Genomic DNA, 14,827 nt, shown 5'->3' with positions numbered 1-14,827 from the left:
TGAAGGGCTGCCGGTCTGATTCCCGGCAGCCAACCGAACCGAATTTGTTAGCACAGGGGATCTCCCATGCAGCACGAAACACATACCCACGGCATCAACATGTCTGCCCTGGGTCGCGACAAGCAGAGCCTGAACCTCGAGCAGGAAACCGTGGCCATCGAAGTGCCGGGCCTGAGCCTGTTCTACGGCGAGAAACAAGCGTTGTTCGACGTCAGCATGAACATCCCGAAACAGCGCGTGACGGCCTTCATCGGCCCGTCCGGCTGTGGCAAGTCCACACTGCTGCGTACTTTCAACCGCATGAACGACCTGGTGGACGGCTGCCGCGTCGAAGGCGCGATCAACCTCTACGGCAACAACATCTACCGCAAGGGTGAGGACGTGGCCGAGCTGCGTCGCCGGGTCGGCATGGTGTTCCAGAAGCCCAACCCGTTCCCCAAGACCATCTACGAAAACGTTGTCTACGGCCTGCGCATCCAGGGCATCAACAAGAAGCGCATCCTCGACGAAGCCGTCGAGTGGGCACTCAAAGGCGCCGCCCTGTGGGACGAAGTGAAAGACCGTTTGCATGACTCGGCCCTTGGCCTGTCCGGCGGTCAGCAACAGCGTCTGGTGATCGCCCGTACCATCGCCGTGGAACCGGAGGTACTGCTGCTCGACGAACCGTGCTCGGCGCTCGACCCGATCTCGACCCTGAAAGTCGAAGAGCTGATCTACGAGCTCAAATCCAAGTTCACCATCGTCATCGTGACCCACAACATGCAGCAGGCGGCGCGGGTGTCCGACTACACGGCGTTCATGTACATGGGCAAACTGGTGGAATTCGGCGACACCGATACCCTGTTCACCAATCCGGCCAAGAAGCAGACCGAAGACTACATCACCGGTCGTTACGGCTAGCAGACGCTGGTTGTCGCTCACTGAATTGACGCTCGCACCTTACCGGACGCTCCAAGGACGCCAACATGATTAGTAAAGAAGGCCTTACCCATCACATTTCCGCGCAGTTCAACGCCGAACTGGAAGAAGTGCGCAGCCACCTGCTGGCCATGGGCGGGCTGGTCGAGAAGCAGGTCAATGACGCGGTCACCGCGCTGATCGAGGCCGACTCGGGCCTGGCCCAGCAAGTGCGCGAGATCGACGATCAGATCAACCAGATGGAACGCAACATCGACGAGGAATGCCTGCGCATTCTGGCCCGCCGTCAACCGGCGGCTTCGGACCTGCGTCTGATCATCAGCATCTCCAAATCGGTGATCGACCTGGAGCGCATCGGCGACGAAGCGACCAAGATCGCCCGTCGCGCCATTCAGCTGTGCGAAGAAGGTGAAGCGCCGCGCGGTTACGTCGAAGTGCGTCACATCGGCGACCAGGTGCGCAACATGGTGCGTGATGCACTGGACGCCTTTGCCCGTTTCGATGCCGATCTAGCGCTGTCGGTGGCGCAGTACGACAAGATCATCGACCGTGAATACAAGACCGCCCTGCGTGAGCTGGCAACCTTCATGATGGAAGACCCACGCTCTATCTCGCGGGTCTTGAGCATCATCTGGGTGCTGCGTTCGCTGGAGCGCATCGGCGACCACGCCCGTAACATCTCGGAGCTGGTGATCTACCTGGTGCGCGGCACCGACGTGCGCCATATGGGCCTCAAGCGCATGAAGGAAGAAGTTGAAGGAACAAGCGGCGAAACCGCTAATGTTCCGGGCGATGCTGACGATAAGTAAGATTGCCTGAGAAAAGCGCCCGGCCCTTTGGCCGGGCGTTTTTGTTTGTGCATTTCCAGAATGCGCAATCGAATTAAAAAGCAGCACCCGCGAACGAAAAGTCCCGGCGTGACTGAAGAGTTTTGGCAATGTGCCATCAGCCAGCGTTATGCTTGCCGGGATTTTAATAGGGGTGTTGGATGAGCAAGATCAGTGTGTTGGTCGTGGACGATGCATCGTTCATTCGTGACCTGGTGAAAAAGTGCCTGCGTAATTACTTCCCGGGGATCCGCACCGAGGACGCCATCAACGGCAAGAAGGCCCAGGCCATGCTGGCCAAGGAAGCCTTCGACCTGGTGCTGTGCGACTGGGAAATGCCGGAAATGTCCGGCCTCGAACTGCTGACCTGGTGCCGTGAGCAGGACAACCTCAAGACCATGCCGTTCATCATGGTCACCAGCCGTGGCGACAAGGAAAACGTGGTGCAGGCGATCCAGGCCGGCGTTTCCGGCTACGTCAGCAAACCGTTCACCAACGAGCAGCTGCTGACCAAGGTCAAGCAGGCCCTGAACAAGATCGGCAAGCTCGATGCCCTGATGAACAGCGCCCCGACCAAGATGAACTCGGCGTTCGGCAACGATTCTCTGAGCGCGTTGACCGGTGGCAAAGCTGCAGTGGTCGGCTCTGCACCGGCTGCGCCTGCGGCCAACCCGTTTGCCAAGCCTGCCGCTGCCGCCCCGGCACCTGCCGCCGCACCACAGCGTGGCCTGCTCAACAGCCCGCCGGTGAAAGCACCGGCAGCTTCTGCCGCCCCGGCCAGCGGTCGTGGTCAAGGCCAGTTGCGTCTGCCAGGCGGTACCCAGCAGTGCGTGATCAAGGCCCTGAGTATCAAGGAAGCGCTGTTGGTGGTGAAGCGTACCGACAGCCTGCCTCAGATCCTCGACAGCGCCGTGCTGGACCTGGAGCAGGGCGATAACGCCGAGATCGCTCGTCTGAACGGTTACCTGCACGCGGTGGTCGCCCACGAGCCGAAGCCGGACAGCGAATGGCTGCAACTGACCTTCCGTTTCGTCGATCAGGACGCACAGAAGCTCGACTACATCTCCCGTCTGATCGCCCGCGGCACGGCGCAGAAGCACTTCGTTCCGGGCGCGTAAGCGTCGCGGGCAAAAAAAGACCGCCGCCTGTGCCGGGCCGCGGTCTTTTTTCTGGCTGTGCCAAATTTGAAACATCTGTCGACTAGCCTGGTCTGCTTCAGCTGCTAGGCTCATTCCCAGGCCTCACTCGACAGAACGTTTGCCCATGCCCCTGCGCCTGCTGTTTTTCTGTGGTCTGTTCATGGCCTCCACCTCGACCGTGGCCATGACGATCTACAAGTCCACCGATGCCAACGGAGTGGTCTCGTACAGCGACCGTCCGAGCAAAGGCTCCCAGGTGTTCGTGTTTCAGGACCGGATGGTCGAGCGGCTCGAGCGCCAGGTCTATCTCGATATCAAGAAGCAGAAGGGCACGGACGTGGTGTTCGTGCGCAACGACCTGTACGCGCCGGTGGAGGTCGCGCTGGCGTTCACCGGGATGAGCAACGTTCGCGGTGCACCGACGCAGGCGATCCGTCGGGTGCTGCCGGCACGCAGCAATACACGGCTGGCGTTGCTGACGGCGGTGTCCGCTGGCAAGCCGCTGGTGTATACGCCGCAATTCCAGTATTCCCTCGGCGACCCCGCTGGCGCCGCCCAGAGCTATCGCTATCCGTTTCCGTGGCGTGGCGGGCCGTTCCGTCTGAGTCAGGGCGCCAATGGCGATTACAGCCACTATGGACCGAAGAACAAGTACGCGATGGATATCGCCATGCCGGTGGGCACGCCGATCATCGCGGCGCGGGCCGGGGTGGTGGTGAAGACCGAAAACTCGCAGAGCGGGCGCGGCACCGATCCTTCCGGCAACTTCGTGCGGATATTGCACGACGACGGCACGATGGGCGTGTACCTGCATCTCAAGCAAGGCTCGGTGAGCGTGCGGGAGGGGCAACGGGTAGCGGTGGGCAGCCCGCTGGCGCTGTCCGGCAATACCGGCAACAGCAGCGGCCCGCACCTGCACTTTGTGGTGCAGCGCAATACAGGAGGGGGGCTGGTGTCGATTCCGTATCAGTTCAATCAGCCGCTGGGGGCATTGCCCAACTTTGCGCTGGGCAAGCGATAAAGTGTGGCGAGGAAGCAAGCTCCCTTGCCACAAAATCTACCCCGCAACACTGCTCAATCGAGCATCAGCACCTTGGCCAGAATGATCTTCGGGCCCTTCATCTTCTTGATGATGATCCGCAGACCTTCGACTTCCAGCACCTCTTCTTCTTCCGGCACCCGCTTCAGGGTTTCGTAGACTAGCCCGGCGAGGGTTTCGGCTTCGATATGGTCCAGATCGATGCCCAGCAGGCGCTCGACCTTGAACAGCGGCGTATCGCCCCGCACCAGCAGCTTGCCCGGCTGGTAGGCGAGGATGCCGCGTTCGGCCTTGCGGTGTTCGTCCTGGATGTCGCCGACCAGCACTTCCAGCACGTCTTCCATGGTCAGGTAGCCGATGATGTTGCCATCGGCCTCTTCGACCACGGCAAAGTGCGAGCCACCCTTGCGGAACTGCTCCAGCAGCTGCGACAGCGGCATGTGTCGCGATACCCGCTCCAGCGGCCGGATCAGCTCGGCCAGGTTGAACGACTCCGGAATGTGATCCAGCGCCGCCAGTTCCAGCAGCAGGTCCTTGATGTGCAGCAGGCCGACGAATTCCTTGCGCTCGCTGTCGTACACCGGATAGCGGCTGAACTTGTGGCGGCGGAACATCGCCAGGATTTCTTTCAGCGGCGCGTTGAACTCGAGGGTGATCAGGTCTTCCCGGGAGTTGGCCCAGTCGACCACTTCCAGTTCGCCCATTTCCACCGCCGACGCCAGCACGCGCATGCCCTGGTCGCTCGGGTCCTGGCCACGGCTGGAGTGCAGGATCAGTTTCAGTTCTTCACGGCTGTAATGGTGCTCGTGATGCGGGCCCGGTTCGCCCTGGCCGGCAATGCGCAGAATGGTGTTGGCGCTGGCGTTGAGCAGGTAGATCGCCGGGTACATGGCCCAGTAGAACAGGTACAGCGGCACCGCCGTCCACAGCGACAGCAGCTCGGGTTTGCGGATTGCCCAGGATTTGGGTGCCAGCTCGCCGACCACGATGTGCAGGTAGGAAATGATGAAGAACGCGGTGAAGAACGAAATGCCTTTGACCACTTCGGCCGACTGCACGCCGACCGCGCTCAGCACGGGCTCCAGAAGGTGCGCGAACGCCGGCTCGCCGACCCAGCCCAGGCCGAGGGAGGCGAGGGTGATGCCGAGCTGGCAGGCCGACAGGTAAGCATCGAGCTGGCTGTGCACGGTGCGCAGGATGTGCCCGCGCCAACCGTGCTGCTCAGCGATGGCTTCGACCCGGGTCGAGCGCAGTTTGACCATGGCGAACTCCGCCGCAACGAAGAAGCCGTTGAGCAGAACCAGGATCAGAGCGAAAAGAATCATGCCGAAATCGGCGAATATCGTTGCGAGGGACAAGCCAGGGGAAGGGTCCATGATGGAGTTTTGCGGGTTCCGTGTGATTCGTAATGGAGAAAGATTCGCGCCTGAAAGGCAGGCGCAAGTCAGCCAATGTAGCGGCTGACCTGGCGATTGCCTAGTCCGGCATTACTCAGCGGTGCTGATGACTCGTGCCTGAGCGATCTGCGCCGGGGCGAAATGGCAGGTGAAGGTGCTGCCGTGGCCGGGCACGCTGCTGATCTCCATCCGCGCGCGGTGACGCAGCAACACGTGTTTGACGATGGCCAGGCCCAGGCCCGTGCCGCCGGTGTTGGAGTTGCGGCTGGAGTCGACGCGGTAGAAACGCTCGGTCAGGCGCGGCAGGTGTTTGCTGTCGATGCCGATCCCGGAATCCTGCACGCTCAGGTGCGCACCCTGATCGTCGCCCCACCAGCGGATACGGATGTTGCCTTCGGCCGGGGTGTATTTGACGGCGTTGAACACCAGATTGGAAAACGCGCTGCGCAGTTCCGCCTCGCTGCCCTTGAGCAAGATGCTGGCGTCGGCCTCCAGGGTGATTTTCTGATTCTTCGTCCCGGACAATTGCTGCGCATCGCTCTTGATCGACTGCAACAGGGTGTCGATGTGCACGGGCTGGTTGTCCGACGGGTAATCGGTGGCTTCCAGTTTGGCCAGCAACAGCAAGTCGTTGAGCAGGGTCTGCATGCGCCCGCCCTGTTGCTGCATCTGCTGCAGGGCACGGTTCCAGCGCGGGTTCACTTCCTCGACGTTGTCGAGCAGGGTTTCCAGGTAGCCGCAGATTACCGTCAGCGGGGTCCGCAGCTCATGAGAGACGTTGGCGATGAAGTCCTTGCGCATCTGTTCCAGCTGATGGATGCGCGTGACGTCGCGCACCAGCATCAAGTGTTCGTTGTTGCCGTAGCGCGTGAGGTACATCTGGATGCGCACGCGGTCGTTGGTCGGCGAAGGGATTTCCAGCGGCTCGGCGTAGTTTTCCTGCTCGAAGTATTCCTTGAAGCGCGGATGGCGGACCAGGTTGGTCACGGGTTGGCCGCTGTCTTGCGGGGTCTTGAGGCCGAGCAGGGTTTCGGCGGCGCGGTTCCACCATTCCAGGTTGCCGTCGCTGTCGAGCATGATCACCGCGTCTTTAAGCGCGGCGGTGGACTCCTGGACGCGGTCGATCACCGCTTGCAGGCGCCCGCGTACCCGTTGGTCGCGGCGTTGCAGGTGGTAGATGCTGTCGAACACTTCGCCCCACAGACCATAGCCGTCGGGTGGTGCTTCATCGGGTTGATGCAGGCGCAGCCATTCGTGCAGACGCAGCAACTGCTTGAGCGTCCAGGCCAGGTAGAGGCCTAGTCCCGCCGCGAGGCTCCAGCCGTAGTAGCCGGTGATCAGGCCGATCACCAGACAGGCGGTGACCAGCAACAGCATGTGGCGAATCAGGGTGCCATGCCAGTTTTGATTCACGGAGCGTCCTTTACTCAGTTTCAAGCTGCAAGCCAAGGCGCATCGGCTGCTTGTAGCCAGAAGCCTGCAGCGGCTTTTTATGCCTTGGTGGAGAACCGATAGCCGGTGCCGCGCACGGTTTGTACCAGATTTTCGTAAGCATCGCCGAGGGCCTTGCGCAGGCGCCGGATGTGCACGTCGACGGTGCGCTCTTCAACATAGACGTTGCCGCCCCAGACCTGGTCCAGCAACTGGCCACGGGTGTAGGCACGTTCCTGGTGGGTCATGAAGAATTGCAGCAGCCGGTATTCGGTCGGGCCCATCTCGGCCGGACGGCCATCGATCGTCACGCGGTGGCTGATCGGATCGAGCAACAGGCCGCCGACTTCGATCGGCGCTTCGCCATCGGTCGGACCGGCGCGACGCAGCACGGCCTTGAGGCGTGCCACCAGTTCGCGTGGGGAAAACGGTTTGGTGATGTAGTCGTCGGCGCCGACTTCCAGGCCCTGGATCTTGTTGTCCTCTTCGCCTTTGGCGGTAAGCATGATGATCGGGATGTCCCCGGTCAGTTCGTCACGCTTGAGGCGGCGAGCCAGTTCGATGCCGGAGGTGCCCGGCAGCATCCAGTCGAGCAGGATCAGGTCCGGCTTGCGGTCGACGATGATGGCGTGGGCCTGCTGCGAGTTCTCTGCCTCGAGGCAGTCATAGCCGGCCATTTCCAACGCAACGGCGATCATTTCGCGAATGGGCGCTTCGTCGTCGACGATCAGAATGCTCCTGCCAACCATGCCTTAATCCTCTTGTCATTTAACTGTCTTGCGCCGCATTAGATAACGGAATTATTGCAGTCGTGTGACAGTATTTTAGTCCGGCGGCGATTGTGCAAATCCTGGACTAAGCTCTAAGTCCGAATCCTGACAACCACAAAAGAAGGTTTCCATGACTCAAATGACTGCTTCCTTCAAAGCCCTGCTGATGACCGCCGCGCTGACGCTGCCGGGACTGGCGATGGCGGCCGAACCGGCCATGATGAAAGACGGCATGATGGTCGATCACAAAGGCATGACCGTATACACGTTCGACAAGGACGCTGGCGGCAAGTCGATGTGCAATGACAAATGCGCCGAGAACTGGCCTCCGATGATGGCGCCGGCAGGTGCCAAGGCAGAGGGCAAGTGGACGGTGATCAAGCGCGATGACGGCAAGATGCAGTACGCCTACGACGGCAAACCGCTGTATACCTTCAAGATGGACGCCAAGCCGGGTGACATGATGGGCGACGGCAAGATGGATGCGTGGCACGTGGTTCACGAGCACAAATAAGCCATCGGCAGTGAAACGGGATCGCGGCCCGCAGGCATTGCCTCGGGCCGCGGTTCTTTCAGATCAGCGCAACGCGTAATCCAGCACGATCCCGACGAAGATTGCCATCCCCGCCCAATGGTTGTGCAGGAATGCCTTGAAGCAGCGCATCCGGTCGCGGTCGCGGGTGTACCAGGACTCCCAGGCGTAGCAGCCGGCCGCCACCAGCAGGCCGAGGTGGAACCAGATCCCCAGCTCGAACTTCGACCCCGCCAACACCAGACAGCCCAGCGACAATGCCTGCAAGGTCAGGATGATCACCCGGTCCGCATCGCCGAACAGGATCGCCGTGGATTTCACGCCGATCTTCAGGTCATCGTCGCGGTCGGTCATCGCGTAATAGGTGTCATAGCCCACCGTCCACAGCAGATTGGCGATCCACAGCAGCCAGGCCGACGCCGGCAGCTCGCCGGTCTCGGCGGTGAACGCCATCGGCATGCCCCAGGAAAACGCCGCGCCCAGCACCACTTGCGGGTAATAGGTATAGCGCTTCATGAACGGATAGGTGAACGCCAGCGCCAGACCGCCCAGCGACAACCAGATCGTCGCGGCGTTGGTGCACAGCACCAGCAGGAAGCTCACGCCCATCAGCAGTGCGAAGAACACCAGCGCCTCTTTCGAGCTGATCCGGCCGGCGGCCAGCGGGCGTTCGGCGGTGCGTTTCACATGGCCGTCGACCTTGCGGTCGGCCCAGTCATTGATCACGCAGCCGCCGGCACGGGTCAGTACCACGCCGAGGACGAAAATCACGATGTTGGCCAGCGAGGGCGAACCTTTACCGGCAATCCACAGGGCCCAGAGCGTCGGCCACAGCAGCAGGTAGATGCCGATCGGCTTGTCCATGCGGGTCAGTTGAATGAAATCCCAGGCCCGGGGATTCAGGCGGTTCAGGGACTTGAGCAGGCTCTGATACATCAGCAATTCTCCGGACTGGCGCGGACGGCATTCCACAGGGCCGGCAGGAAGATCTCTGCCACCAGCACGCTCAGCGCACCACGGTCGAAGCGCGAACGGCGCCCCCACAATCCTGAAGCGCGAGCGGCTTCGGGCAGCCATCGCTCAGGATAGTCACAGACTTCGATGGCCTGACGCTGGAAGGCGTGATCGCAGAACAGCAGTTCGCCCAGAGAGCGGCTGCCCAGTTCATCCATGTGCAGGCCGTCGCCCTGCAAGGCGCCGCGCGAAGCCACGCTGCGGGCGAACACCCAGGCTTCGCCATGACCGCGCAGATAGACCTCGCGCACCCAGCCTTCGCTGCCTTCGGCCAGTTCCAGCGCCGCGCACTCGTCGTCGCGCAGGGTCTGCCAGCCTTCGAACAGCGGCGTGACGCTGAAACCGTCACCGGACAGGCGGGTCAGGCGTCGGGTCAGGGAGCCTTCGTCGAACAGCCAGTCGAGGGTGGACATGTCGGGGAGGGGATCGAGGTGGCTTCGCAGGCGCCACAGCGGGGCGTTTGAGTGTTGCACAATGAGTCATTATTGGCAGCGAAAGAGGCGGCGAGCTTACCATGGCGAGCCGCGGGTTTGATTGATCCGTCGCGCCATTGCGCCGAACAGGCTTGCATCCGGCCGGTTCGATCAGTACAAAACGCCCTGAGCCGGACGGCAACGCTGCACCATCGACCGTCCGCGCCGGACACCGCCTGAATCCTGAGGAAGTACCTGAATGAAGAAGTGGCAATGCATCGTCTGTGGGCTGATCTACAACGAAGCCGAGGGTTGGCCGGATGACGGCATCGCGCCGGGCACTCGCTGGGAAGACGTGCCGCAAGACTGGCTGTGCCCGGACTGCGGCGTCGGCAAGATGGACTTCGAAATGATCGAAATCGCCTGAGACCCAACACTGAAGGAGTAGGAAATGAGTGCACCTGTCGTGATCGTCGGCACCGGGCTGGCGGGCTACAACCTGGCCCGCGAGTTTCGCAAACTCGATGGCGAAACCCCGCTGCTGCTGATTACCGCCGATGACGGTCGTTCCTACTCCAAGCCGATGCTGTCCACCGGTTTCGGCAAGAACAAGGATGCCGACGGCCTGAGCATGGCCGAACCGGGCGCCATGGCCGAGCAATTGAAGGCCGAGATCCGCACCCACACCCGCATCAGCGGTATCGACCCGGGCCACAAGCGTCTGTGGATCGCAGAGGAAGCGGTGAACTATCGCGACCTGATCCTCGCCTGGGGCGCGGAGACCGTGCGTGTGCCGATCGAGGGCGACGGCGGGGACCTGGTGTTCCCGATCAACGATCTTGAAGACTACGCACGCTTTCGGGCCGCAGCGGCGGGCAAACGCCGTGTGCTGTTGCTCGGTGCTGGCCTGATCGGCTGCGAATTCGCCAATGACCTGATTCTCGGCGGCTACGAAGTGCAACTGGTTGCGCCGTGCGAGCAGGTGATGCCGACCCTGTTGCACCCGTCCGCTGCGGCAGCGGTGCAGGCCGGGCTGGAAAGCCTTGGCGCGCGTTTCCACCTCGGCCCGGTGCTGACCCGTTTGCAGAAGGTTGCCGATGGTCTGGAAGCGCATCTCTCCGATGGTCAGGTGATTTCGTGCGATGTGGTGGTGTCGGCCATCGGCCTGCGCCCACGGATCGATCTGGCAGCGGCTGCCGGCATCCAGACCAATCGCGGCGTGATGGTCGATCGTCACCTGCAAACTTCACACGCCAATATCTATGCCTTGGGCGACTGCGCAGAAGTCGACGGGCTGAATCTTCTGTACGTCATGCCCCTCATGAGCTGTGCGCGAGCGCTGGCACAGACCCTGGCCGGCAACCCGACAGCGGTGAACTACGGGCCGATGCCGATCACCGTGAAAACCCCGGTCTGCCCGCTGGTGGTTTCACCGCCGCCACGGGGTCGCGAAGGTGTCTGGACGGTCGAAGGGCAGGGCGCCGACGTCAAGGCGCTGTGCCACGACGCCGAAGGGCAATTGCTCGGTTATGCGCTGACCGGCGCCGCGGTGATGGAAAAACTCGCCCTGAACAAACAGCTTCCGGCCTTGCTGGCGTAAATACCGGTCGTTCTGTCGGAATCACCCCGCTTTTGCCCCCACAAAGGTCGCGGGGAGACTGGCGCCGCCCGTATCCGCGTGCCATTCTCACTCCCGTCTGCCGCAGAGTAGAGCCTGCGGCGCCTTGGGCGCTGTTCCAACGAGAACAGCACGGACATAACAACAAAAAACCGACTCAAAGGGGCTTCACTAATGCGTAAACCAGAACTCGCCGCTGCAATCGCTGAAAAAGCGGATCTGACCAAAGAGCAGGCCAACCGCGTTCTCAACGCCGTCCTCGAAGAAATCACCGGCGCCCTGCACCGCAAGGACAGCGTCACGCTCGTCGGCTTCGGCACCTTCCTGCAACGCCATCGCGGCGCCCGCACCGGTAAAAACCCGCAAACCGGTGAACCCGTCAAGATCAAGGCCAGCAACACCGTAGCGTTCAAGCCGGGCAAGTCGTTGAAAGACAGCGTCAATCCGTGATCCACCACCCGCGTGGCGGGGGAGCGGCATAAAAAACGGGCATACCGATTGCGGTCGGATGCCCGTTTTTGTTGGCGTGGCTATTTCCGAAAACAAGCTTTGCCGTTGCCGAAATCCACCGCCAGGCAATTGGGTTCGATGGCGAGTTGCAGATCCTCAAACAAAGCGGATAAATCGTTACTGGAAGATGGTTTGGTTTCGCTTTTCAGCGTCAACGTGCTGTTTTCTACATGCCATGTACCTTTTGCAAAACCGTCAGCGCTGCCATATGCCACGCCTGCGTCAAAGGTTCCGTCCTTGCGCAGCAGCAGTGCCGCGCCCATCTCCATGGCGCCTTGCAGAACATAATGTCCTTCCAGCGACCGGGTATCTGCGGACGCCTCGGTAGCAGGCAGTAACAGCAGCGCCGTGAGAAACAGGGGGTTCAATTCCATGAGTTGTTGCTCCTTACCAGCTTCCGAAGGGGATGCCGTATTTTTCGATGTAGGTATTGGATTCGGGTGAAAGAGGTAGCGCGTAGCGTCCTTCATTTTTCCCTTGGTACGGCCCCTGCTTGACGATGCTCCCTTCAACCCGAGCAATTTCGACAGGCTTGAGACAAGGCCCACGCTGCCAAACCTTGGCAATACCGCCAGGCGCCAAGCCAATAGTTATGCGGTCGCGGTAGTCTGTGATCCATTTGCCATCCAGTCTGCAGAAAGCCTTTTCCGGTTAACGCATGATTTCCCGCGCAGACTCGGGAATGACAATGTAGGCCTCGTAGGTTTGTGGCTCTGCCAATGATTGCCATCGTACATAAATCAAGCGGGGAAGATCGGCACCGGTGACGTCACGCCGGGTAACACCAGATCAATCTCACCCAGGCTGTTAAGGGCAAAGTTCTCGCGATATTCATCACGAGCCACCAGGTGCACCACTTTGTTGGCGCAACCCTCCGGCAGCTTCAAGTTCAGTCCCGGACTTCTGCTGTTGGCGCCTGTGAAGTCAAGCACAGCTGCTTCAGCCAGATTGGCATCTGGCGCATAGCAAGCCGCGACCGTTTCGCAGTTGGCCTTGTTGTTCCCCGTTCCATCGAAAAACACACCAATCCGCAACGTAATCCCGGCAGGGGTTTCATCCTCCAGTTCGACCTCTTCCTCCTCTTCCTCGAGTTCGCCGTCCTCAAGATCTTCAGTGGAGGCAGCCGTCGGTCTTGCTGCCAGCGCGCCCGCCCCGTCGGTCGCCGGAGACTCAGCGGCGTTGCCAGCGGATGATTTGCCGCCCGTCACGATTTCGGTGCTGCTGAAGATTCCAGCCTCGTCGATCACGATTTGATGACCACCCGCTCTCAGCGTGATGCTGGCGCCTGCATCCAGCAGCACATTCGCGCCGGCCTTGATCTGTACCTGCTGACCCGCCTCGACCGTGCTGACCTTGCCGGCAGTCGTCTGGCTGTTGCCGTTGATGCTTTCATCGATCGCGCCCGACTTCCAGCCGGCTGTCATTGAGAATCTGCCGCTGCATGTCGCGCCGGGCGCGCAGGTAGATCAGTTCCAGTCCGGCGCGGTCTTCAAGTGTCAGTTCGTTGTAGCCGCCGGTGTCGGGCGGTCTGGCTCACAAGCGCAGGTCGGCGCGCTGGCAGTGGCGGGCGGAAAACCACCTCGGCAGGCATGGCGCGAAAACTGTTGCGGTAAGCCTGAGTAAAATCGTTTGCGCAGGACGGTTCGTGGATGGCGTACTCCTCCAGCACTTGAGGCTGTCGTCCGGTGTGCCGGACTTCAAGTAATTGCCACAGTCCGTTGTGTCGCTTGCGGGGATGCCCGGTCAGTTCGAGCAGGTGGCCACAACGCAGGGCAGGCTGGTCGCTGTCACCTTCAGTCGTTTCATAATCGGCGCGATGACGTTCCAGGGCCTGACGGGCCAGTTGTTTGCCGCGTTTTTCATTCTCCATCGCCAGCGGATATCGATAGTCCCCGAGTCGGGGCGTGAACTCGGCAACAAAGCGGCTCTCGAGCGAAAGATGAGGGCGTTTTGGATCGTAGTCGCGACGTGTGACGCGGCTGGTACGCGTCCGGGCCTGCCAGGAAAACCGGCGGACCACCGGGTGTTCCGCCACCATGGCGCTGTTACGTCGGTAGGGTGTGGCAGGCAGTGTTGGCAGAAACACCGTGTCATCGGTGAACACCAGCAGGTGCCTCTCCACCGAGTGCCGGTGATGCCATGCGATGCCGTCTTCGGCACACAGGCGCTGGATGAACTCGAAATCCGTTTCGCCATATTGCGTGCAGTATTCCCGTGGCGGCTGCGGTTGCACATGGAACCTGAAGGCGTCGGTGAGGATGCCGTGCCGTTTGAGTACGTGGGTGATGATCTGCGGGACAGTCAGGTTCTGGAAAATCCTCTGGTCCTGACTGAACTGCAGGTAATGAAGGGTTGGAACCAGCGTCAGGCCATAATGCGCCAGGCGTTTTCCCGACTCGCCCACCTGCACTTCTTCGATACGCCCGTGTATCCCTTCGCCTTTCAGACCGAAACGCAGGAATGCCGAATGGGCGAGCAACGCTTCCATGTCGAGATCATGACGTTCGCTGACGAGCTCAACCTTGAAGGCATAAAGCGTACTGACGGCCTCGGAGCCTTCGAAAGACAGCACCCTTAAGTCGTGGGGAACGGCGGGGATTTGCAGTGTAAAGCGCGCAGAAGTGACAGCTTCAGGCATACGCTTGTCCTTAAGCAGAGAGGGGGGCTGGCGTGATGTCGAAACCCTCCCTGGTCAACGGACGCGAATATTTCCCGGCACGCTAACAAGGTATGAAACAAACTTATGTAAGAAACATCTCTGGATGAAGTCGGACTGTTCCGCGTTGTAAAACAACGTTCAGGGTGTGGGAAGTGTCTGCAGGAAAGTGAATCAGGAAGATAAAATACTGTGCGGCAACCCGGCCCTTACGGGTGTTCAAATAATATTCAGTGTGTGAATTGCCATCAATTTGATGGCACTTTTATTGATCACGGTTGTCCTCCGTGATTTGTTAATAGATGACAGCGCATTTTAGGACGTGTCCTACTTCAAATTTTTTTCTTCTTTGTCATGCTGTCTCCCGTATTTATGGGACGGGCGTACGAAACGCGGCAGGCACCGGTACGAACCGCTCTAGATCAATGATCACGGGGTTGAAGGCGGAAAATGCAGAATATAAACCGATATCAGGGAAAACCTTGTTGCATATAGGGTGATCTCCTACACACCCCAATGAACAGTTCGTCTTGTTGTTTAATCAGATGCTTGCTAGTGGCCAT

14 protein-coding genes and 2 pseudogenes are annotated in these 14,827 nt (G+C 60.5%); 8 read left to right on the top strand and 8 right to left on the bottom strand.

The annotated features are described in order from the left end of the window. Positions 1–66: 66 nt before the first annotated feature. The 4 genes from pstB (at position 67) to ACK6BI_RS18395 (ending at position 3,905) form a co-directional block, all read left to right on the top strand. The gene (pstB, locus tag ACK6BI_RS18410) at positions 67–900 is read left to right on the top strand and encodes a phosphate ABC transporter ATP-binding protein PstB (protein WP_166221929.1); all 834 of its coding nucleotides are present in this window, start codon (positions 67–69) and stop codon (positions 898–900) included. 65 nt (positions 901–965) lie between these two features. Beyond that, entirely contained in the window at positions 966–1,727 is a 762-nt protein-coding gene (gene phoU / locus ACK6BI_RS18405) for a phosphate signaling complex protein PhoU (RefSeq protein WP_065258232.1), read from the top strand. A gap of 179 nt (positions 1,728–1,906) precedes the next feature. Next, positions 1,907–2,863: a response regulator gene (locus ACK6BI_RS18400; RefSeq protein WP_409318163.1), complete on the top strand. Its 957-nt coding sequence runs from the start codon at positions 1,907–1,909 to the stop codon at positions 2,861–2,863. A 145-nt stretch (positions 2,864–3,008) separates the two neighbouring features. Then, positions 3,009–3,905 carry a peptidoglycan DD-metalloendopeptidase family protein gene (locus tag ACK6BI_RS18395; protein ID WP_409318162.1) on the top strand — a complete coding sequence of 299 codons (897 nt, stop codon included), beginning with the start codon at positions 3,009–3,011 and terminating at the stop codon, positions 3,903–3,905. Positions 3,906–3,958: 53 nt separating this feature from the next. On the opposite strand, the gene ACK6BI_RS18390 is transcribed toward ACK6BI_RS18395, so the two are convergent. The 3 genes from ACK6BI_RS18390 to phoB form a co-directional block, all read right to left on the bottom strand. Then, positions 3,959–5,299: a hemolysin family protein gene (locus tag ACK6BI_RS18390; protein ID WP_065258229.1), complete on the bottom strand. Its 1,341-nt coding sequence runs from the start codon at positions 5,297–5,299 to the stop codon at positions 3,959–3,961. A gap of 111 nt (positions 5,300–5,410) precedes the next feature. Continuing rightward, the gene (gene phoR / locus ACK6BI_RS18385) at positions 5,411–6,697 is read right to left on the bottom strand and encodes a phosphate regulon sensor histidine kinase PhoR (RefSeq protein ID WP_409318231.1); all 1,287 of its coding nucleotides are present in this window, start codon (positions 6,695–6,697) and stop codon (positions 5,411–5,413) included. Positions 6,698–6,810: 113 nt separating this feature from the next. Beyond that, on the bottom strand, positions 6,811–7,500 hold the full coding sequence (gene phoB, locus ACK6BI_RS18380; protein ID WP_003229608.1) for a phosphate regulon transcriptional regulator PhoB: 690 nt from the start codon (positions 7,498–7,500) through the stop codon (positions 6,811–6,813). Positions 7,501–7,651: 151 nt separating this feature from the next. Between phoB and ACK6BI_RS18375 the strand changes: the two genes are divergently transcribed. Beyond that, entirely contained in the window at positions 7,652–8,035 is a 384-nt protein-coding gene (locus tag ACK6BI_RS18375; RefSeq protein WP_409318161.1) for a hypothetical protein, read from the top strand. A 63-nt stretch (positions 8,036–8,098) separates the two neighbouring features. Here the strand turns inward: ACK6BI_RS18375 and ubiA are convergent, their stop codons facing one another. Both ubiA and ACK6BI_RS18365 read right to left on the bottom strand, forming a co-directional pair. Then, positions 8,099–8,989 carry a 4-hydroxybenzoate octaprenyltransferase gene (gene ubiA / locus ACK6BI_RS18370; protein ID WP_409318160.1) on the bottom strand — a complete coding sequence of 297 codons (891 nt, stop codon included), beginning with the start codon at positions 8,987–8,989 and terminating at the stop codon, positions 8,099–8,101. Next, positions 8,989–9,540 carry a chorismate--pyruvate lyase family protein gene (locus ACK6BI_RS18365; RefSeq protein ID WP_409318159.1) on the bottom strand — a complete coding sequence of 184 codons (552 nt, stop codon included), beginning with the start codon at positions 9,538–9,540 and terminating at the stop codon, positions 8,989–8,991. Before ACK6BI_RS18365 ends, ubiA begins: the two co-directional genes overlap by 1 nt. Before the next feature lie 199 nt (positions 9,541–9,739). Here ACK6BI_RS18365 and ACK6BI_RS18360 point away from each other — a divergent pair, with 199 nt between their 5' ends. The 3 genes from ACK6BI_RS18360 (at position 9,740) to ACK6BI_RS18350 (ending at position 11,548) form a co-directional block, all read left to right on the top strand. Further along, positions 9,740–9,907: a rubredoxin gene (locus ACK6BI_RS18360; protein WP_065258224.1), complete on the top strand. Its 168-nt coding sequence runs from the start codon at positions 9,740–9,742 to the stop codon at positions 9,905–9,907. Positions 9,908–9,931: 24 nt separating this feature from the next. Then, positions 9,932–11,080, top strand: a complete 1,149-nt coding sequence (locus ACK6BI_RS18355; protein WP_409318158.1) for an NAD(P)/FAD-dependent oxidoreductase — start codon at positions 9,932–9,934, stop codon at positions 11,078–11,080. 192 nt (positions 11,081–11,272) lie between these two features. Then, positions 11,273–11,548 (top strand): HU family DNA-binding protein, encoded by a 276-nt coding sequence (locus tag ACK6BI_RS18350; RefSeq protein WP_003213368.1) that lies wholly within the window; start codon positions 11,273–11,275, stop codon positions 11,546–11,548. A gap of 80 nt (positions 11,549–11,628) precedes the next feature. Here ACK6BI_RS18350 and ACK6BI_RS18345 read toward each other — a convergent pair whose 3' ends face one another. The 3 genes and pseudogenes from ACK6BI_RS18345 to tssI all read right to left on the bottom strand — a co-directional run bounded on the left by ACK6BI_RS18345 (position 11,629) and on the right by tssI (position 14,246). After that, positions 11,629–11,982, bottom strand: coding sequence for a hypothetical protein (locus tag ACK6BI_RS18345; RefSeq protein ID WP_409318157.1), 354 nt, complete (start codon positions 11,980–11,982; stop codon positions 11,629–11,631). Between the two features lie 13 nt (positions 11,983–11,995). Then, a pseudogene (locus tag ACK6BI_RS18340) lies at positions 11,996–12,382 on the bottom strand (DUF2931 family protein); the annotation flags it as partial. Continuing rightward, positions 12,349–14,246 (bottom strand): annotated as a pseudogene (gene tssI / locus ACK6BI_RS18335) (type VI secretion system tip protein TssI/VgrG). The pseudogenes tssI and ACK6BI_RS18340, both read right to left, overlap by 34 nt. Positions 14,247–14,827: the final 581 nt, after the last annotated feature.

Origin of the sequence: Pseudomonas sp. KCJK9016, assembly GCF_046231795.1 — a bacterium.
Classification (GTDB): domain Bacteria; phylum Pseudomonadota; class Gammaproteobacteria; order Pseudomonadales; family Pseudomonadaceae; genus Aquipseudomonas; species Aquipseudomonas bananamidigenes.
This window is presented reverse-complemented; position numbering and strand designations above follow the sequence as displayed.